17 protein-coding genes and 1 tRNA gene are annotated in these 16,998 nt (G+C 66.7%); 7 read left to right on the top strand and 11 right to left on the bottom strand.

The annotated features are described in order from the left end of the window. Window positions 1–4 precede the first annotated feature (4 nt). Complete coding sequence (locus MUG95_RS05625) at window positions 5–1,438, bottom strand: sugar transferase (RefSeq protein ID WP_247010092.1); 1,434 nt, start codon at window positions 1,436–1,438, stop codon at window positions 5–7. Between the two features lie 201 nt (window positions 1,439–1,639). Between MUG95_RS05625 and MUG95_RS05620 the strand changes: the two genes are divergently transcribed. Next, window positions 1,640–2,335, top strand: a complete 696-nt coding sequence (locus MUG95_RS05620; RefSeq protein WP_247010091.1) for a class I SAM-dependent methyltransferase — start codon at window positions 1,640–1,642, stop codon at window positions 2,333–2,335. A gap of 21 nt (window positions 2,336–2,356) precedes the next feature. Here the strand turns inward: MUG95_RS05620 and MUG95_RS05615 are convergent, their stop codons facing one another. The 7 genes from MUG95_RS05615 to MUG95_RS05585 all read right to left on the bottom strand — a co-directional run bounded on the left by MUG95_RS05615 (window position 2,357) and on the right by MUG95_RS05585 (window position 9,663). Then, window positions 2,357–4,648 (bottom strand): STT3 domain-containing protein, encoded by a 2,292-nt coding sequence (locus tag MUG95_RS05615; protein ID WP_247010090.1) that lies wholly within the window; start codon window positions 4,646–4,648, stop codon window positions 2,357–2,359. A gap of 51 nt (window positions 4,649–4,699) precedes the next feature. Further along, complete coding sequence (locus MUG95_RS05610) at window positions 4,700–5,728, bottom strand: disk-shape morphogenesis protein volactin (RefSeq protein WP_247010089.1); 1,029 nt, start codon at window positions 5,726–5,728, stop codon at window positions 4,700–4,702. Window positions 5,729–5,773: 45 nt separating this feature from the next. Beyond that, a complete protein-coding gene (locus tag MUG95_RS05605; protein WP_247010088.1) occupies window positions 5,774–6,670 on the bottom strand; it encodes a cell division protein CdpA domain-containing protein in 897 nt (298 codons plus the stop codon). 56 nt (window positions 6,671–6,726) lie between these two features. Continuing rightward, window positions 6,727–6,939, bottom strand: a complete 213-nt coding sequence (locus tag MUG95_RS05600; RefSeq protein ID WP_247010087.1) for a hypothetical protein — start codon at window positions 6,937–6,939, stop codon at window positions 6,727–6,729. Continuing rightward, window positions 6,936–7,364, bottom strand: coding sequence for a hypothetical protein (locus tag MUG95_RS05595; RefSeq protein ID WP_247010086.1), 429 nt, complete (start codon window positions 7,362–7,364; stop codon window positions 6,936–6,938). The genes MUG95_RS05600 and MUG95_RS05595 overlap by 4 nt, the downstream gene beginning before the upstream one ends. 71 nt (window positions 7,365–7,435) lie before the next feature. Next, the gene (locus tag MUG95_RS05590; RefSeq protein ID WP_247010085.1) at window positions 7,436–7,987 is read right to left on the bottom strand and encodes a transposase; all 552 of its coding nucleotides are present in this window, start codon (window positions 7,985–7,987) and stop codon (window positions 7,436–7,438) included. Between the two features lie 116 nt (window positions 7,988–8,103). Continuing rightward, window positions 8,104–9,663: a phosphoenolpyruvate carboxykinase (ATP) gene (locus MUG95_RS05585; RefSeq protein WP_247010084.1), complete on the bottom strand. Its 1,560-nt coding sequence runs from the start codon at window positions 9,661–9,663 to the stop codon at window positions 8,104–8,106. Window positions 9,664–9,837: 174 nt separating this feature from the next. Here MUG95_RS05585 and trmY point away from each other — a divergent pair, with 174 nt between their 5' ends. Further along, window positions 9,838–10,434, top strand: a complete 597-nt coding sequence (gene trmY, locus MUG95_RS05580; protein ID WP_247010083.1) for a tRNA (pseudouridine(54)-N(1))-methyltransferase TrmY — start codon at window positions 9,838–9,840, stop codon at window positions 10,432–10,434. Between the two features lie 17 nt (window positions 10,435–10,451). On the opposite strand, the gene MUG95_RS05575 is transcribed toward trmY, so the two are convergent. Beyond that, on the bottom strand, window positions 10,452–10,913 hold the full coding sequence (locus MUG95_RS05575; RefSeq protein ID WP_247010082.1) for an NUDIX domain-containing protein: 462 nt from the start codon (window positions 10,911–10,913) through the stop codon (window positions 10,452–10,454). Between the two features lie 129 nt (window positions 10,914–11,042). On the opposite strand from MUG95_RS05575, the gene MUG95_RS05570 reads away from it, so the two are divergent. Further along, window positions 11,043–11,201, top strand: coding sequence for a hypothetical protein (locus MUG95_RS05570; RefSeq protein WP_247010081.1), 159 nt, complete (start codon window positions 11,043–11,045; stop codon window positions 11,199–11,201). A 72-nt stretch (window positions 11,202–11,273) separates the two neighbouring features. Here the strand turns inward: MUG95_RS05570 and MUG95_RS05565 are convergent, their stop codons facing one another. Both MUG95_RS05565 and MUG95_RS05560 read right to left on the bottom strand, forming a co-directional pair. Continuing rightward, window positions 11,274–11,786 (bottom strand): metallophosphoesterase, encoded by a 513-nt coding sequence (locus tag MUG95_RS05565; RefSeq protein ID WP_247010080.1) that lies wholly within the window; start codon window positions 11,784–11,786, stop codon window positions 11,274–11,276. 181 nt (window positions 11,787–11,967) lie between these two features. Continuing rightward, on the bottom strand, window positions 11,968–13,338 hold the full coding sequence (locus MUG95_RS05560; RefSeq protein WP_247010079.1) for a cryptochrome/photolyase family protein: 1,371 nt from the start codon (window positions 13,336–13,338) through the stop codon (window positions 11,968–11,970). A gap of 182 nt (window positions 13,339–13,520) precedes the next feature. Here MUG95_RS05560 and MUG95_RS05555 point away from each other — a divergent pair. The 4 genes from MUG95_RS05555 to MUG95_RS05540 all read left to right on the top strand — a co-directional run bounded on the left by MUG95_RS05555 (window position 13,521) and on the right by MUG95_RS05540 (window position 16,951). Continuing rightward, window positions 13,521–13,593: transfer RNA gene (locus MUG95_RS05555), tRNA-Pro, on the top strand. A 174-nt stretch (window positions 13,594–13,767) separates the two neighbouring features. Further along, window positions 13,768–15,879, top strand: a complete 2,112-nt coding sequence (locus tag MUG95_RS05550) for a peptidase associated/transthyretin-like domain-containing protein (RefSeq protein ID WP_247010078.1) — start codon at window positions 13,768–13,770, stop codon at window positions 15,877–15,879. Between the two features lie 24 nt (window positions 15,880–15,903). Further along, complete coding sequence (locus MUG95_RS05545) at window positions 15,904–16,281, top strand: cupin domain-containing protein (RefSeq protein WP_247010077.1); 378 nt, start codon at window positions 15,904–15,906, stop codon at window positions 16,279–16,281. A 115-nt stretch (window positions 16,282–16,396) separates the two neighbouring features. Further along, window positions 16,397–16,951, top strand: coding sequence for an NUDIX hydrolase (locus MUG95_RS05540; protein WP_247010076.1), 555 nt, complete (start codon window positions 16,397–16,399; stop codon window positions 16,949–16,951). Window positions 16,952–16,998: the final 47 nt, after the last annotated feature.

The raw sequence follows: 16,998 nt of genomic DNA, 5'->3' as shown, positions 1-16,998 counted from the left end.
GGTGTCACCCACCACGGACGAACGAAACCACGTCTTCGAACACGTACCACACCTGTCGGACGACGATTTTCACGTCGAACCAGAACGACTGGCGGCGGATGTACTCCACGTCGTAACGGAGTTTCTCTTCGGGGTCGTGACTGGTCGCGTCGTGAATCTGTGCCAGCCCCGTCAACCCGGGTTTGACGAACCACCGGCTCCGCCACTGGCTGGTGCCCGTCTCGATGTCGTCGTCGAGGACCGGACGCTCGGGGCGTGGGCCGACGACGCTCATGTCGCCGACGAGGATGGACCACAACTGCGGAATCTCGTCGAGGTGCGTCCGGCGAATGACGCGTCCCACGTCGGTCACCCGTGGGTCGCGTCGCCCGGCCCCTTCGTCGCTGAGGCGGGGACCGCTCTCGCGTTCGACATCCGGCGTCATACTCCGGAACTTGTAGATGGTGAACGTGTCGCCGAACGACGCCGTTCGCTCCTGTGCGTACAGTATCGGCCCACCGTCGTCTGCCTTGATGAGGAGTGCGAGGACGAGGATGACCGGCGAGAGGACGACCAGTCCGACCCCCGCGAACACCACGTCGAACGCGCGCTTGATGACGTGGTCGAGGGGGTCCCACGGTTCGAGGTCGATGTCGACCAGTTCGCCACCCGCGACGTTCCGGGTGAGGACGACATCCGCGTGTTCGCGGTGAATCTTCGCCGCGACACCGTGTTCGTAGCACGTGTCCAGCGCGCCGAAGAACTCCGCTCGGTCGGGCCGCGCGAACGCGAGGACGGCCGTGTCGATGTCGTGTTCGACGAGAACCTCGTCGAGTCGGGAGAGGCCACCGAGACACACCAGTTCGTCGAGTTCTGACGGCCGTCCGCCGTCGGCCACCTCCGCGGTGCCGACCCGCGGGGACTCGTCACCGAAGTACGCCGACGGCGGTGCGACGTAGCCGAGGACCTCTCCCTCGACGGCTTCGAGGATGTCGGCCATCGTCCCCGAGTCGTCGCCGATGATTATCGTCGTCTCGCCGCCGACCCGCGGCCGTTGCCGGATGGCGACGAACCACGCGGGGAGGGTCACGAGGAGGACGCCGCCAGCGACCAACAGGGTCGCTCGTGACAGCCGGTAGTCGTAGTCGAAGTAACCGATGGCGGCGAGCGCGACCAGCGCGAGGCAGGTCCGCCGGGCGGTCAGCATCGCCACGTCGAGGATTCGCCGCGGCCGCGACTTGTACATCGGGAACAGTGCCGCGACGAGCACCACGGCCGTCGTGGTGGCCTCGATGGCGAACTCGGCCCCTCGCGGGTTGTCGAACGGCAGGTCGCCGACGACCGGAAGCAGACTGAACGCGGCCTGCACCGGCGGGGCGGCCGCGACGGCGACGGCAAAGACCGAGGCGAGAACGACCCCGAGTACGCTCGCGACTCTGTACCGCCAACTGCTATTCACTATCCGACAGCAATACGGCGTGGTGGTTAAGTGCTACGTCCACACCGCGTGCCCGCGGTGCCCCTCTCTGTTCCGCTAGCCCGTGACTTCCCGGCATCGGTCCCGACAGGGTACCGGTAGCACGCGTCGAGTCGTCGCGCGAAGACGAAGCCATGATACCGGCGGCGTCGGTCACGGCTAGTAGCGTCCATGTGGGAGCGAATGCGGCGGGTGAACGACAGCATCGAGCGCGCGCTCGTCGGGGAGCGGCGTTCTCCCCTCGCGGTGTACCGTGAACTGCTCCGGGGTGTCGACGCGGCCGCCGCCCTCCACCTCGGCAGTGGCCGGGACAAACACGGCGTCGTCGCGGACGTGACGGCCGACGACGTGGTGAGTCTCGACCCCGACCACACCGCGCTCGGCCTGAACGAGAACGACCGCACCCTCGTCGGTGACGGTGCGACTCTCCCGTTCGCACGCGACACGTTCGACCTCGTGTTTTCGGAGTACGTCTTCGAACACCTCCCGGCCCCGTGGCGAACGCTCGACGAAATCGACCGCGTCCTCCGTCCCGGCGGTTCGGTCCTCGTCCTCGTCCCGAATCCCCGCCACTACTACGCACGTATCGCCGACCACACGCCGTTCTGGTTTCACGAGTGGTGGCTCAAATCACAGGGCCACGAGACGACCGACGTGGACACCTACCCGACGGCGTACAACTGGGGGACGATGGCGGACATCGACCGCGCGACGACCCGGTACCCGTGGCGGGTAGCCTCGCTGTACAGTTACCCGGGACCGACCGGCTACACGAAACACACGCCGTTTCACGTCTGCTTCACGCTCCTCGACAAGTACGTCTACGACAGCAGGGACCGGCACGTCTCCTTTCTCGTCCACTACGAACGCGAACAGTAACCCCGCTACGTCGGCCGCCGGTTAGGACTGTGCAACCGAGACGGTCCGCCCGTTCGCCACCGCACTCTGTGGGACACGTACCGTCCGGTTACCGACCGTGTACTGGCCCGGGTACGGGACGCGTGCGGTGAACGTCCCGTCGCTAGTGGTGCGTGCCTGCTGGGTGTACTCGACGGTACTGTCCCCGACGTCGACAGTCGTGCCGAGGGTGACAGTCGTCCCCGGCGGTCCGGTTCCTGTGAGGACTGCACCGGGGACCAACCTGAACACCTTGTACCGTCCGTCCGCTGTCTCGTACACCGCACGGTAGTGTTCCGTGGCCGGGAGTTGGTCCGTTCGACTCCCGTAGGCCCGGTGTAACTGCCCGCCGACTGTCCCCGTCCCCGTGGGTGTCGTCGGGGCGGTGACGACGAATCCGGCGCGGCCGTGCAACTGCTCGTACCACGCGGTGGCGTTCCCGGCACCGACGAAGTCCCCGTAGTTCGACTGCGCGTACGCGTACGACCGAGACTCGCCGCTGACGAAGTAGTTGTAGTGTCGGTTCGCCCCCCACTGACTGAAGACGTAGTTGTCGGGGTAGTCGAGTCCGTGCTCTTCGGCGTAGTCTCCCATCCACGTGGCCGTCTCGTGCTGGCCGTTCGGTATCGTCACCTGACTCACTTTTACCGGCACCTGCACCATACCGAGGCCCCCGATCAGCAGGAAGAGGACGACGAGAGCCCCGAGTTGCTGGGCAGATGGCCGCTCGATACTTCTGACACGCTCGCCGAGAAACGGTGCAGGTGAGCGGGCGATATCGACCCGCTCCGCGAGGTGAACGAACCCGAGTCCGGCGAACAGGGCCGCAAACGCCGCGAACTCGCCGACGAACCGGACTTGCGTCGCCGCGAGCACGAGGAGTACCCAACTGTACGCCACCAGCGGAAGCCACCGCGTGTCCGCTCTCGCCCGGGATGTCGCCCACACCACGTACGGCAGGGCGAGGACGAGGACGAACCCGAACAGCAGGAGCCACCCGAACGAGTCGCCGAACAGGGTCTGGGTCCCCGCGATGTTCCCGCCCCGAAGGAGGTCGTCTCCCACGGCGGCCACAATCTGGTTCCAGTAGGCCGGGGCACCGACGGCCACCGTGAGACTGCCGCCGACTCCGGCGACGAGGTAACTAGCGAGGAGGACGCGCCACGAACGCCCCGCCCGACGGACCGCGCCGCCGACGGCGACGACTGCGACGGTACCGCCGAACAACACGGTCGGTGCAGCCGCGACGAGGGCCGTGTGCCAGCCGAGTGCCGTGTGGGCGACCCACACGAGGGCTGCTGCCACGCCGAGTCCCGCGAGTACCCCCGCCATCTCCCGGAACGGTTGTCGCCCATCGTGGACGGCGAGGAGCGTCACCCCGACCGCCGAGAGTCCGATGGGGGCGAGCAAGAGCGGCCCCGCTTCCCACGCCAGCGTCGTCCCCGTGACGCCGACGGCGAGGCCGAGTGCCGGAACGGCGGCCCGTCGAGACAGTTCGCGCCGTTCCACGAGCGTGACGAGCGCGAGTGCTGTCAGGACGAGCCACGGGTAGTCGAACGCGTGGTGGTCGGCGAAGCCGAGACTCGTCCGGAACGCGTGCCCCGGGACGACCGCGAGCAACAGGACCGCGGCGAGTCCGACCCGGCGGTCGTCGGTCACGCGGACGGTCAGGACGTAGGTCAGCACGCCCGTCACGAGTGCCGACACGACCGGGTACCACGCGAGCACGTGTCCCGCGGCGGCGCGTGTGCCGCCGACGAGTTCGGTGACCAGCCACAGCGTGACCACTGTCAGCGGTTCGCCCCGGGCAACTTCGGCTGGGAGCGACCCCGGCGAGACGCCGCTCGCTGTCAGCAACTGTTCGACCCAGTAGCGGTAGTAGTACGGGTCGTTCCCGGAGAGGACGACGGCCCCGTCACGGAACACCGAGGGGAACGACACCACGCGGAACGCCACGAGGACGGCCAACACACCCGCGAGGGCAACGGCTACCCGACGGTCCAACGAGATGTCGACGGTGACTCTCCGTCGCGCTGTCGCGTCTGTGCCGCCCGCCGCGTCCCCGTCTAGTGCCTGTCGAACGACGGTGTCGTCGACGACGCGGTAGCCCGCATCGACTTCTGTGACGACACCGGCGGCGACCAGTTCACCGAACTGTCCCGAGTCGAGTGACAGGTCGTCGAAGGAAAACGGCTCCTCCGCCGCGAGCACCTCGCGGATGCAGGGTTCGAGTTCCGGCCGCTCCGCGATGAGGGCGGCGACATCGCGGACGGTGACCATATTCGAGTCTGTCATCTACCGCGTATAAACACACCGCCTTGCGGTCGCCAGTGGGGTGACCGGCCGTTACTCTCCTTCGGCCTCTGTCGCTTCGCCGGCCGCGTCCTCGTTGTCCTCTTCTTCGTCCGACCGGGCGGCGACCAGTCCGCCGCGGGCGACACTGTACAGCGGCTCGTCGGCGTGGGAGACGTCGCTGATGCTGAAGGGGATTTCCGCGTCCTCGATGTGGTCACGGAACAGTTCTTGGAAGCCGTCGGGACTGGCCGTCCCGCCGGTGACGACTACGGGCACGTCGAGTCCTTCCTCGATGTCTTCCTCGTCGACTTCCTCGACGATGCGGTCGACGACGTAATCGAGGAGGTTCTCGTAGTAGATTGCGAGCGCGCCCTCGACGCCGCCGACGTCCGTCTCGAAGTCGAGCTCGAAGTCCTCCTCTTTGATGGAGGTGACTTTGTCGACCGGTGTGCCGGTCGCCTGTGCGGCCTGTTCGTCCACCCAGTCCCCGCCGCGTGCGACGGAGAACTTCATCACCGGGACGGCGTAGTACGACAGGCAGACGTTCGTCATGCCCGCACCGAACGAGATACCGAGGCCGGTGAAGGAGTTGTTCGCGAGCTCGGAGTAGATGACGGCCATCCCCTCGTTGATAGGTTCGGCGTCGTACCCCATGTCGCCGATGAACGATTCGAGCGTCTTCTGGTGATACAGCGTCGAGAGGTCCGAGTCGATAGGGTCGGCCGGTGAGGAGAAGTACAGCCGCTCACCGGGATAGTCGGGTTCGCCGACAACCTGCTCGATGATGAGTTTCATCATCGGGATGGCGGACTGCTCGTCGCTGGAGAGGATACCGTGTTGCATCGGCCGCCGCGTCTCCTTGTTGAAAATGTTCGCGAAGTTGAGGGCGTCGTCGCCGACGACGTACACCTTGTCGTCTTTCCGAATGTGGAGGACATCGCTTCGGGAGAGCATCTGCTCCGCCATGTCGGAGTATTCGATCTCCACGAAGGAGTTTCGCTGTTGCACGAAGACCGTATCTGTCCCATCCTGTCGGGCAGACAGGATGTTCATTGTGCCAACGTCTAGGCCTTTGGCCATGATGGAGGTACCGTAAGCCAACGAAATAAATCTACAGGATGCGTTTCACGACCCGCGAAGCCACTGCACCAGTCGCGCGAACGGATTCCAGCCGTCGTCTCCCTTTTGGGCTTTTTCGGCCTGCTTCTGTCGCTTGAGTTCGTTGAGTGCGGCCGTCTGGTCGTCGACGGTGTTCGTCGACGTGTCGACCTCGCTGTTCCCGCCTTTGAGCTGTTTGAGGCCCTGCACCTCGGCGTCGACGCCGCCGGAACTGACGGTCTGTTCCGCCTCGATGTCGACATCTGCGGCCGAGACGTCGTCCGCCTCGGTGGTAAACTCCAAGCGGCGGTGTTCCTCCTGCTCGACGCCGCCCCAGTTGAGGTCGACGTCCGACATCGCCTCGTCGATGTCGGCCGCCACCTGCTCGTCGGTGACTGTCTCGACCGCGTCGCCGTCGGTTTCGTCGTCGACACTGCCCGCCCCCTGTGCCTGCTCGACACGGTGTGCGACGAGCGCGCTCCCGGCGGCGGCGACGACGGTGGCGACGCCGACGGCGTAGGACCCGACGACGGCGAGGGTGTTCTGCGTCCCGAACTCGAACCACTGGTCGGGGTACGCGAGGAGGAACGCGACGGCGGCGACGGTGGTGACGCCCGCGCCACCGTACGCGGCGAGCGTGAGACGCCGTTCCGTCGGGAGCAACACCACGATGGACAGCACCGCCATCGGGACGGACAACATTCCGAGGAAGTAGCCCGGTTGTGCGAGCGCGAAGTAGCCGCCGGTCCGCAGTCCGTACACGACAGTTCCCCCGAGGAACAACACGAGGCCGAGTGCCGCAAAGGCACACCCGCCGAAAAAGAGGCCGAAGCCGAGGTACACTTCCGTCTCCGCGGTCGGTTCGCCGATGTACCGCTCGTACCACTCGAACAGGACGTTCTCGGGCTGGCTTCCGTCGGTCATTGTCGGGCACTACCGATGCCGCCACAATGATTGTTTTGTCGGGATGGGTGCACGTCTCAGGAACCTCCGTTTTCGTCGTCACCGTCGAGGTTCTGTAACTGTTCGACCGGGTCGACGCCGTCGGCGTTGCTGGCACGGACTTCGGTCACGTTGTTCGGGTCGAGTTCGGGTTCGGCACCCTCGTCGGACTGGTCGGTGGGCTGGTCCGTCGCGTCGCCCTCGTCGGGTTCGCCGCGGAACCACGCCCGCAGTCGGTCGAGCAGGCTCATCGGTACTCCCGGAACAGGGTCGCTTTCACGTCGTCTCTCGTCCGAACGGTTTCGACGCCGCCGTCCGGCAGGTCGACCTCGTACGGTTCCTCACCGTCCGCTTCGCGCCACTTGTCGCTGTGTGTCTCCAACAGGTCGAACATCCCGCCCGCACTGTCGTCGTCGCTCGCCTCGTCCTCGCTCTGTCCCGCGTCCTCGTCTGTAGCCGACGCCTCGGCACTCGCGCTGGCGGACGCCGTGTCCGACTCTTCCGCCGACTCGGCCGGTGTCCCGCGGTCGTCGGCTTCCTCGGCGAGGTCCAACAGGTACTCGACGGCATCCTCGGTTTGGACCGACGCGTACGGGCCCGCGTGGGCCGCCGCGAGTTCCTCCTGTATCTCAGCGAGTCGTTCGGCTTGGTCCTCGCGTATCCGGAGTTCGTGCATATCGCGGCCTTGTGCCCCGGCCCACATAATCACACCCCTCCCCACGTACCGTTCGGCGGCCACTACAGGCATCAGGGTGCGGGTTCTTCGGTGGCGGCGTCGGCGTCGAACCGCCAGACACCGTCGTCTGCGGCGCGCTCCTGCACGCCCGGGAGCGATGCGAGCCTGTCCCGGCCGATGTCCGTCCAGAAGGCGTCGGAACTCTCGTATCCGACCGTCTCCGGGTCGACGACTGTCAGCAACTCCTCGCGGGTCGCCTCCCCTCGGGTCCGTAACGCCTCGTACAGCGACTGAATCGCCGCCCGTCGTTGTGCGCGGGTCACGTCTCCTCCCGGGACATCGAGGTCACGGACGGCCCGGGCGGCCGAGGGAACGCCGTCGTGGGACACGTCCTCGGTCCGTTCGTCCTCGGCCGCCGCCTCCGCGTCGTCCGTATCCTGTCTCTCCTCGCTGCTCTCCCGCCCACGAAAGCGGCTGAGGGCCGTCGCCCACGACTCGGAGGGACGCCGCTCGGACCCGTGTTCGACCTCGATTCCGACGTATTCACAGTCGTCACACGCGAACGACTCCCGACCACGGAGTCGATAGACGGTGACGGTACCGCCACAGCGGGGACACTCCATGCGTGGCCGGTACGGGAGACACCGCAAAAGTGTTTCAGGGTCGGCCGCGAGGGACTGCGGCCCGACGCGGCAGAGCGTACTCGGGGGGAAGCCGACGGAACGGCGACGTGGGGCCGTCAGTACACGGCGTCGCGAATGTCCTCGCTGAGGTCCTCGAACGCGGCCAGATACGCCTCGCGTTCGGCGCGCAACGTCGCGGCGCGCTCCTCGTAGCCGTCGAGGTTCTCGGCCACGTCGAACTCGGCGACGTCCACGTCCGGCACGGCACTCGGGACGGTCAGGCCCGTCGCGTCGTCGTCGGTCCACTCGACGGTGCCACGCGAGATGCCGCGCAGGAGGGCCACGGTGTCCTCGACACCCACGTCCCGGTCGCCGACCGACCCGGTGTTGAGGACGAAACAGTCCACGTCTAGGTCCGCGATGAGGTCACGGAAGCGGTTGCCCTCCTCGCCTTCCGACCCCATGATGAAGGGGTTGGTGCCGACGACGCGGATGGATTCGCCGGCCTTCGAGGGGTCGCCCGCGCTGGTCTGGATGGACTCGCCGAGCATGAACGCGGCGGCGGCCTCGTCGTAGTCCAGTTTGGCGACGGGTGGCATCGCGGGGTTGCGGGTGATGAAGAAAATCTGGTCGAGGTCCGGCAGGTCGATGTCCTCGCCCGCGGAGTCGAGACAGGACCGCTGGATGACGGCGCGGCCGTTCGTGGTGTGGTGGTCGCTGTCGAAGTCGACGGTGCCGTCCGCGGCCACGTCGACGTTCTCTAGGACGGCGGACTCGTGGGTCGCGGCGTCGTAGAGTTCGGGTTGCTCCTCGCGTTCGAGGCCGATGGTTTTGATGTAGAGGCCTTGCCCTTCGCTCCCGGCGACGGTGCCGTCGGGCAGGAGCGCGCACACGTCGTCTTGGAGCATTGTGGCGTTCTCGCGAGCCTGCGAGCGAGAGCTCGGGGAGCTTCGCTCCCCGGTGCCTTCCGGGTCCTCCAAACCGAGGCCGTGGGCGGTCAGCGTGGACTTGCCGGTCCCAGAGAGGCCCAAGAAGAGTTGGCCGACCGTCTCCAGTCCGCCCTCGTCGTCTTGTTCGAGGCACACGCGCTTGCTCCCGGCGTGGAGGCCGAGGCCACCGGCCTGTTTGGCGTAGAACATGAACAGGCGGAGGAAGGACTTCTTGGCTTCCCCGGTGTAGTCGCTGCCGAGGACGGCGGTGAACCCGGCCTCGGGGAGGATGCGGATGGCCGTCTCCTCGTGGTCGGGAATCTGCACGGTGAAGAAGTCGGGTTCGCGGTCACCGTGGACCGGTTCGAAGAGTTTGGCCCACGCCAACGCGATGCGGCCGTACTCCTTCGGCACGTAGTACCGGCAGACGTAGGAGTGGTCGGTGTGGCGGCCGACCTGCCGGTCGAGACACACCATCTCCGTGTCTTCGACGTAGGAGACGGCGTCCTCGAAGTGCTGGTAGTCCGCGTCGTCGAACTCGTGGTCGACGGCGTTGCGTGTCTTGTCCGCGTTGCGTGACTGCTCTTCGCTGACGTATGCCGGCGACCCGAACTCCGTCGTCGTCTCCAGGTGGCTGGAGAACTCCCGTAGCTCGTCGAACGATGGGTTGTAGACGACGTTGTCGGCTGTCGCCGGGTCGGGTAACACTGTCGCCGGTTTCGTGACGGCAATACCGGACTCTGACATTACCAGAACAAACGTAGCCCAACAAATAAAGCCGCGCTATTTATCGGCCGTGTGCCACTGTCTGGCGTCTCTCGTGTTTACTGCTCTCACCGACGGCCGGGTGAGCGTGGCCACCTGCCGCCCCGTCCCGGGGCGGACCGACGGACGTAAGCCCTGCCACCGGGACGATTCAGTATGCGACAGTTCGTCGTCATCGGCCACGAGGCCCCCACGACGCCGGAGTTTCCCCTCGACGCGCTCCCGAGCGAGGCGGGACGGCTGGACGTACTCTGCCGGTGTGTCACCGCCGCACTCCTGCTCTCTCACGACAGTCGCGCGGACGTGCGCGTTCACCTCGTCCTCGGAGACGAGTTTACCGTCCACTTCGACGGGGCCGACCTCCACCGCCTCAACCCAGACGAGCGCAGCACCGCGGCCCTGATTCGGGAGGCACTCGACCACCGTGAGACGGCCGTCGGCCACGTCGCCGCCGAGAGTACGCCGGGCGTCAGCATCTCCCGCCGGGGCGTCGAGAGCGTCATCGACGAGGTGGCCGCCGACGGGACGCTCGTCCACCTCCACGCCGACGGCACACCCGCCGTCGAGGTGGACCCGCCGACCGACCCCGCGTTCGTCCTCTCGGACCACCGCGAGTTCACCGAGCGCGAACGTGACCTACTCGCCGAGCGCGCGGACCGCCGTGTCAGCCTCGGCCCGCGCGCGCTCCACGCAGACGACGCCATCACCGTCGCCCACAACTACCTCGACACCGACGGCTTTCGGACGTACTGACGCCGCCGCGTTCCGACTCACCCTACCGGAACGCCAGCGTCCCGGAGGTACGCCTCGACGTAGGGGTGCAGGTCGAACTCGAACGGCGGCGCGAACACGTCGACTGCGGCGTGTTGGTCGTCCGCCCGAAACGTCGTCTCGTCGGTCGGACGGACGTGGTACCCGATGGGGACGTAGTGTTTGCCGTCGGCGTCCGGAACGTCGGCGGTGTCCCAGAAGTGCTCGTAGACACCCAACTTTCGCTCGATAGTGACTGTCGCGTCCAGTTCCGTGCGCGCGACTCGACGGACGGCCTCCGTCAACTGCTCGTTTTTCTGCACGCGCCCACCGGGGACGAACCACTCCCCCTTCGCGGGGTCGTTCTCTCGTTTACCTAACACTACGCCCTCGTCCGTCTCGACGACCAAATCGACCGACACGACCGGAACGTTCCGGACGACTGTCGCCCAGTCTTCCTCAGATACTGGCCGCTCTTCCATGCCTCGACTCGGTACGCGCCCCTCTTCGCGGTTGCCATCTCTCCCGCCGAGACACTACCTACGAACGACCGTGATAATTATAGACCATTACGTTTATTTACCGTGGACTCTGAGGTGGGAGTGAAGACAATGACCGAACGGCCCGACATCGAGACCACTGCTCCGCTCGTTCCCGAGATGCCCAAGTCCCGGCTCCGAACCGACGGCGGCCGGACGCGCGACGAAACGACCGGAGCGAACGCTGTACTCGACGAGGCCGACGCGCCGCTCGTCCCCGACCTCTCCTGAGGTGGCACCGCTTCTTCACGTTCGTTCGGCCGCGTAGTGACGGCTGTCCGTCGGGGTTGCGGTCCCGACTCCTCATCCCTCGATGCCGAGGAACTCCAGCCCACCTGTCTCGGTGTCGAGTATCGCCACGCTCCGGTTCTCGTCGGAGACTGTGGGGAAGTGCGCGCCGGGGTTGACGACTGTCGTTCCGTCCACGTCGCGCTGTTCGGCGACGTGGAAGTGCCCGTAACAGACCACGTCGTACTCCCCGGACTCGGCGCGGGTGTTCACCGTGTCGATGCCTTGGTCACCGTGGAGGGCGTGAACCCGAACCCCGTCGAGGGTCAGGTCCACCTCCCGGCCGTGGAGTTTGCTGTCCGCGCTCAGGTCGTCGATGGTCCGTTCGAGTCCGTCCCGCTCTCCGTCGTTGTTCCCGAGGACGCCGTGGAACACGAAACCGTGCCCCTCGAAGGCTCCGAGCAACGGCGGCGAGATGAAGTCTCCACAGTGGAGGACCGTCTCGATACCGCGGTCCGCGAACCGCTCGGCGATTTCCGTTGCGGCGCCGTAGTTGTCGTGCGTGTCGGAGACGATGCCGACTTCCATACCCGGGTGTCGGCCCGCCGGGGCCTAAGTGTTGGTGCGGCCCGGGCTGGCGCGGCCCCGACTGTCCCGGCGTCCGATTCTGACACCGCGCGAGCCGGAGAGACCGGGTCGTCCCCCGCCGCACCCGGTGGCCGGGGCCGAATCCCAGCGAGCGAGGGGCGACGACGGGACTGCCGCCAGATTATCGCTTTCCGAGCGCGCGCTCGAACGTCCGCTGTGCCCGCTCGTACCCCTCGTTGCGGTCCACGACCGGGTGTCGGTACTCGGGTGCCAACCGGTCACGCTCGTCCCGAGAGAGCGTCGGCCAGTCGACAATCTTGTCTGCGGGCACGTCTCGCAGTTCGGGAACGTACTCGGTGACGTACGTGGCACCGTCGTCGTACTTCGACATCTGTGACACGGGGTCGAAGATTCGCACGTCGACGCTGTCGGTGCCCGTCGAAGCGATCCACTGCCAGTTCGCGTAGTTGTTCGCGGGGTCGTGGTCGAGCAGTTGCTTCTTGAAGTATCGCGCACCCTCTCGCCAGTCGATCAGGAGGTGCTTGCACAGGAAGGACGCGACGACCTGTCGCGGTCGATTGTGGATGTATCCCTCCTCGTTCAGCTGTCGGATACCTGCGTCGACGAACGGGTATCCAGTCTCCCCGCGCTTCCACGCTTCGAGGTGGTCGTCGTCGTCCCGCCACTCGATTTCGTTGGGGAACGACTTGTAGTTCTCCGTGAGTAGTGTCGGGTTGTAGTACAGCAGGTGGTAGTTCTGTTCCCGCCACGAGAGTTCGTACCGGAACTTGTCGATGTTCCGCCGCGCGCTACCCTGCGCAGCGTCGTACCGCTCGCTCGCGTCGGCCCATATCTCTCGAAGTCCGAGCATCCCCGCCGCGATGTACGGCGAGAGCCGCGACACGGCACCGACTGGCTGTTCCACCGCCCGGTGCATGTCGTCGCGGGTGTCGTTGTACGTCTCGATACCGGCGTTTAGGAACTGTTCGTACCGGTCACGTGCCGCGCGGTAGCCAGCCGCCGGAAGGTCGATGTCGGCCGTGACCGACGGGACTCCGGTATCGTCGTCGAGCGAGACGAGGCCCTCCGCGTCGGGAACGCCGAACGGCGTTAGCTTGTGTTCGTCTTGCCAGTCGTTGTAGAACTGGCTGTGGTTCGCGTACTGCGAGTCCAGCCGCTCCGGGTCGACTAAAACGAGGTCGGTGACCGATTCCGTCGGGACTGCCTCGTCGACGGCCCGCTGTCGGTTCCGACGGGCCGGACGGTAGTGACGGTTGTAGTAGACCCGGTCGGCGTCGAACTCGGAGACCAACGTTTCGAGCGTTTCGGCCGCTGGTCCGACGCGGACGAGCAGGTCCGACCCGAGTTTGCGGTACTGTCGTTTCAGATTCCGAACGCCGTCCAGCAGGAACGCACGCTGTCGCTTCCCGATTCGCTTCAAGAGTTCGGTGTCGACGATGTATGCGGGCAGTGTCGGTCCCGTCTTCGTCGCCGAGGTGAGTCCCCTGTTGTCTGGAACGCGGAGGTCACGCTGATGCCAGAAAACCTGCATACGTACGGTTGGGCTACACCAACATGAGTGTGACCGTCCACGCCAGTACCGTCACGACACCTCCGCCGGTTCGGACGCCTGGATTCGCGTACGGAGTACGGCTGTGTTCGAACCCGACGGGCGTCGACGGTAGTAGTTCGGAAGCGTTTTATCGGCTGGCAGGCAATCATTCGATACCAAGCGGGCCGGTGGGGTAGCTTGGTATCCTTCGGCCTTCGGGTGGCCGTAACCGCAGTTCGAATCTGCGCCGGCCCACTACATACTCACACTTTTTCGCCCCTCTACTGACAATTATCGGTGGTTTTGTGAGTCGTTGGGTGGTGCCTGCCGGTCCACCGGAACCACCGCTCGGCCCCACTGCCAGAAAGGATATACCGCGACCGCGGTTTCGTCCGAACAGCTTTCGGGGTCGCTCCCCCACACAGACCAATGACCGACACATCAGCGTTCAGTCGCCGGGACCTGCTGCAGGCGACTGGGACGCTCGCCGTCGCCGGAACATCGTTCACTGCCGGGTGTAGCGTCCTCCAGCGCGACTCGGACGCGACCACGGCGGACGTGACGGACGAAGACGCGCGCCGGTTGGCCGAACGCTACGCGCCGGTGCTGTACTTCGACGCCGCCGAGAAGTGGTACCCGACTGACCCGCGGCCGTACGAGAGCGAACAGGACGGCGACCCGGTCGTCGACGGGTTCGACGCCTTCGACGGGTACGCCCGCCGGTCACAGGCGGAGGACGGGCCGCCGGACCCGACGCTGTTCTACCACGTTCGGGCCTACGAGAACTCCCCGCTCGCCGCCGTCCAGTACTGGTGGTACGGGGCGTTCGACCAGTTCTCGGTGAACTTCCACTGGCACGACTGGGAGGTGGTTCACGTGTTCGTGAACCGCGAGGCCGACGAACCGGAACTGTTCGTCGCCAGTGCCCACTCGCGGAAGGTGCCCAACAACGAGTTCGTCGACCCGGAGCGAACGGTGCCGCGGGTGCTGTCGGAGCTGGGGTCACACTCCAGCGCGCTCTCGGTCAACGACATTCCCGACCGCTTCCAACGCCTGCCGACCGGCGACACCTTCGCGGACATCACGAACCGGACGCTGGAGGCCAGCGAGTCACTCGCGGCGATTCCCGCGGCCTACGGGTTGCCCCGTGACGAGGGCTTTCGCCTCCCCTTCCTCGTGCCGGAACTCGACGGCCGACCGGTGTACGAGGACGACCGCCTCCCCTCGGTGGACCGGTCCTCGCTGGTCGCGCCCGACCTCACCGTCCGCTCGTTCTCGGAACTGTCGTCGCCACCCGCGGACCTTCCCGAACGCGAGACGGGAGCCATCTTCGGCTTCGATGGGGACCGCAACGCGGCGGACGCCGACGTCGACGTGGGGTACGATCTCGTGTCGACGGCGGAACTGGAACACATCACGGCGTTCACCGGGCCGCAGTTGAGTTTCGAGTTCTTGGTGCCCGACTTCGCCGACGACCTCGTTTCCGGGTACATCACGACCACCGGACTCCCGTGGGAACAGGAGCGGTACGAGAACCCCGCGGCGGACATCTCAGAACCGGCCCACCGGCAGGCACTCGCCGAGCGGTACGACGCCATCGGCGACCCGGCCCCCATCAACCGCGTCGTCGCGGCCGTCCGACGGACCGACGAGAACGAGGACGCCCCCGACGGCGAGGGCGTCACGACGGAGCAGACCACCGTCGAGACGGTGGCACGACTGGAGAGTGACCCCGAGGCGGTTCCCTCCTTCGCCGGGACCGTCGTCGTGGACGACGTGCCCGCGGGTGACCACCGGCTGACGGTCAACGGACCCGGGTACGCGCCCCACAGCGAACGCGTCACGGTCTCGGACGGCCCGGAACCGACTCGTGCGGGCGTCGACGGCGATGTCGCGCTGACCGCGAACGAACGGGCCGTCAAGGTCCGAGTGGACGCCGACGGGACCGACGACGACCTGCGTGCTCTCGCCGTCGAGGACGACTTCGCGGGCCGTCTGTACGACGCACCCCTCGACGGCCGAGACGCGGTCTACGTCGACCGCCGGGGAGCCTACACGACGGAGGTCAGGGACGCCGACGACGAGGTGGGTGCGTTCCGCGTCAACCCCGCGGACGAGGCGGCGACGACCATCGAGAACCCGCGGACGGGGAAGGCGTCGCTCGCCACGTTCCTCTCCGCCATCGCCGAGGAGACGGGGACGGAGGTGCGCGCCGTGGGCGGGCAGGACGGCGGCGGTGACGACGGTGACGCCGGCAGGGACGACGACACGGCAGGACTACCGCCCGGTGTGCGTGGTCTCGCACGGGCCTTCGATGCGGCGGCGGCGGCCGCGGCGCGGGCCGCCGACGCCGCCGAAGACGGTGACGCCGGCGGGGCCGACCGACGGCTCGAAGTGGCCACCGAGAACCTGCAACGGGCTGGTGAGCGCCTCCTCGACGCCAGTGACGACCTCCCGGAGTCGCTGGTCAACGCTGTCGAGCGTCGTCTCGAACAGGCGGACAGACGGGCCGAACAGGCACTCGACGCCGACACACTGTAGGGTGACACTGCCGTCGCCTCCGGTATGGGCTATCACGTCATCGACCCCGACGACCTGTCCGCGTCGCCCGACCACCCCTGTGACCGCCGGGGTATCGCAGACGCCGCGGAACTGGCACAGCTCGCGGCCGCAGTGTACACCCTCGCTCCCGGCGAGCAACTGTCGACGACCTACCACTACCACGAACGCCGGGAGGAACTGTTCTACGTCGCCGCCGGCGAACTCCACGTCGAGACGCCCGCGGAGACGTACGTCGTCGACCCCGGCGAGGTGTTCGTCTCGGAACCGGAGAGTCCCATCCGGCCCCACGCGCCGACCGACGCCGACGGCCCGACCCGGGTCCTCGGCGTCGGCGCGCCGAAACACGATATCGGGCGGGCTTACGACCCCGACGAGGCCTGACCGGGCACTCGGTGCGTCACCACACCACGGACGAGAACTCGTGTGGCGTGCAAACGCCAAACACGGGATTCCGAGTTTGATGGGTGCTTTTGAGCCACCGGGCCGTTGACCGGCTATGACCGACGACTCCGGGGCCGACCTCGCGTGGGAGACGCTGTACGGCGAGACGGCCTACATGTGTCCGGGCTTCGACATCCAGCGCGAGCAAGTCCGACTGCCCGACGGGACGGAGACCGACTTCGACTACCTCTCCGAGAGCGCGAGCGTGGTCGTCCTCCCGTTCACCGCCGACGGCGAGGTGGTGGTCATCGAGGAGTGGCGACAGGCGGTCAAGCGGGTCAACCGCGGCCTCCCTGCGGGCGGCGTCGAGGGCGAGGATGTCGACCTCGAAGCCACCGCAGTGCGGGAACTCGAAGAGGAGACGGGCTACACCACCGACTCGGTCGAGCACTTGACCACCGTCGAACCGGCGAACGGCATCAGCGACGCCGTCTTCCACTACTTCGTCGCCCGCGACTGTGAACCGGCGGGCGAACAGAGCCTCGACTTCAACGAGTCCATCCGCGTCGAGACGACCACCCTCGACGCCCTCCGGGAGGGTATCCGCGACGGCGACGTGCGCGACGGCCGGACGGCGATGGGCGTCCTCTACTACGACGCGTTCGCCTGATAGCGACGGACCGCCGATTCTGGTAGAAAGAGTAACTTGGTTGCAGT

Source organism: Halorientalis litorea, from assembly GCF_023028225.1.
GTDB classification, from domain to species: Archaea; Halobacteriota; Halobacteria; order Halobacteriales; family Haloarculaceae; genus Halorientalis; species Halorientalis litorea.
The sequence above is the reverse complement of the archived record's forward strand: the minus strand, read 5'-3'. Positions and strand labels throughout refer to the sequence as shown.

What these genes read in the sequence shown, in the direction of transcription:
- MUG95_RS05620 (WP_247010091.1), top strand. Translation starts at nt 1,640, where the DNA reads ATGCGGCGGGTGAACGACAGCATCGAGCGCGCGCTCGTCGGGGAGCGG.
- MUG95_RS05615 (WP_247010090.1), bottom strand. Translation starts at nt 4,648, where the DNA reads ATGACAGACTCGAATATGGTCACCGTCCGCGATGTCGCCGCCCTCATC.
- MUG95_RS05610 (WP_247010089.1), bottom strand. Translation starts at nt 5,728, where the DNA reads ATGGCCAAAGGCCTAGACGTTGGCACAATGAACATCCTGTCTGCCCGA.
- MUG95_RS05605 (WP_247010088.1), bottom strand. Translation starts at nt 6,670, where the DNA reads ATGACCGACGGAAGCCAGCCCGAGAACGTCCTGTTCGAGTGGTACGAG.
- MUG95_RS05600 (WP_247010087.1), bottom strand. Translation starts at nt 6,939, where the DNA reads ATGAGCCTGCTCGACCGACTGCGGGCGTGGTTCCGCGGCGAACCCGAC.
- MUG95_RS05595 (WP_247010086.1), bottom strand. Translation starts at nt 7,364, where the DNA reads ATGCACGAACTCCGGATACGCGAGGACCAAGCCGAACGACTCGCTGAG.
- MUG95_RS05590 (WP_247010085.1), bottom strand. Translation starts at nt 7,987, where the DNA reads ATGGAGTGTCCCCGCTGTGGCGGTACCGTCACCGTCTATCGACTCCGT.
- MUG95_RS05585 (WP_247010084.1), bottom strand. Translation starts at nt 9,663, where the DNA reads ATGTCAGAGTCCGGTATTGCCGTCACGAAACCGGCGACAGTGTTACCC.
- trmY (WP_247010083.1), top strand. Translation starts at nt 9,838, where the DNA reads ATGCGACAGTTCGTCGTCATCGGCCACGAGGCCCCCACGACGCCGGAG.
- MUG95_RS05575 (WP_247010082.1), bottom strand. Translation starts at nt 10,913, where the DNA reads ATGGAAGAGCGGCCAGTATCTGAGGAAGACTGGGCGACAGTCGTCCGG.
- MUG95_RS05570 (WP_247010081.1), top strand. Translation starts at nt 11,043, where the DNA reads ATGACCGAACGGCCCGACATCGAGACCACTGCTCCGCTCGTTCCCGAG.
- MUG95_RS05565 (WP_247010080.1), bottom strand. Translation starts at nt 11,786, where the DNA reads ATGGAAGTCGGCATCGTCTCCGACACGCACGACAACTACGGCGCCGCA.
- MUG95_RS05560 (WP_247010079.1), bottom strand. Translation starts at nt 13,338, where the DNA reads ATGCAGGTTTTCTGGCATCAGCGTGACCTCCGCGTTCCAGACAACAGG.
- MUG95_RS05550 (WP_247010078.1), top strand. Translation starts at nt 13,768, where the DNA reads ATGACCGACACATCAGCGTTCAGTCGCCGGGACCTGCTGCAGGCGACT.
- MUG95_RS05545 (WP_247010077.1), top strand. Translation starts at nt 15,904, where the DNA reads ATGGGCTATCACGTCATCGACCCCGACGACCTGTCCGCGTCGCCCGAC.
- MUG95_RS05540 (WP_247010076.1), top strand. Translation starts at nt 16,397, where the DNA reads ATGACCGACGACTCCGGGGCCGACCTCGCGTGGGAGACGCTGTACGGC.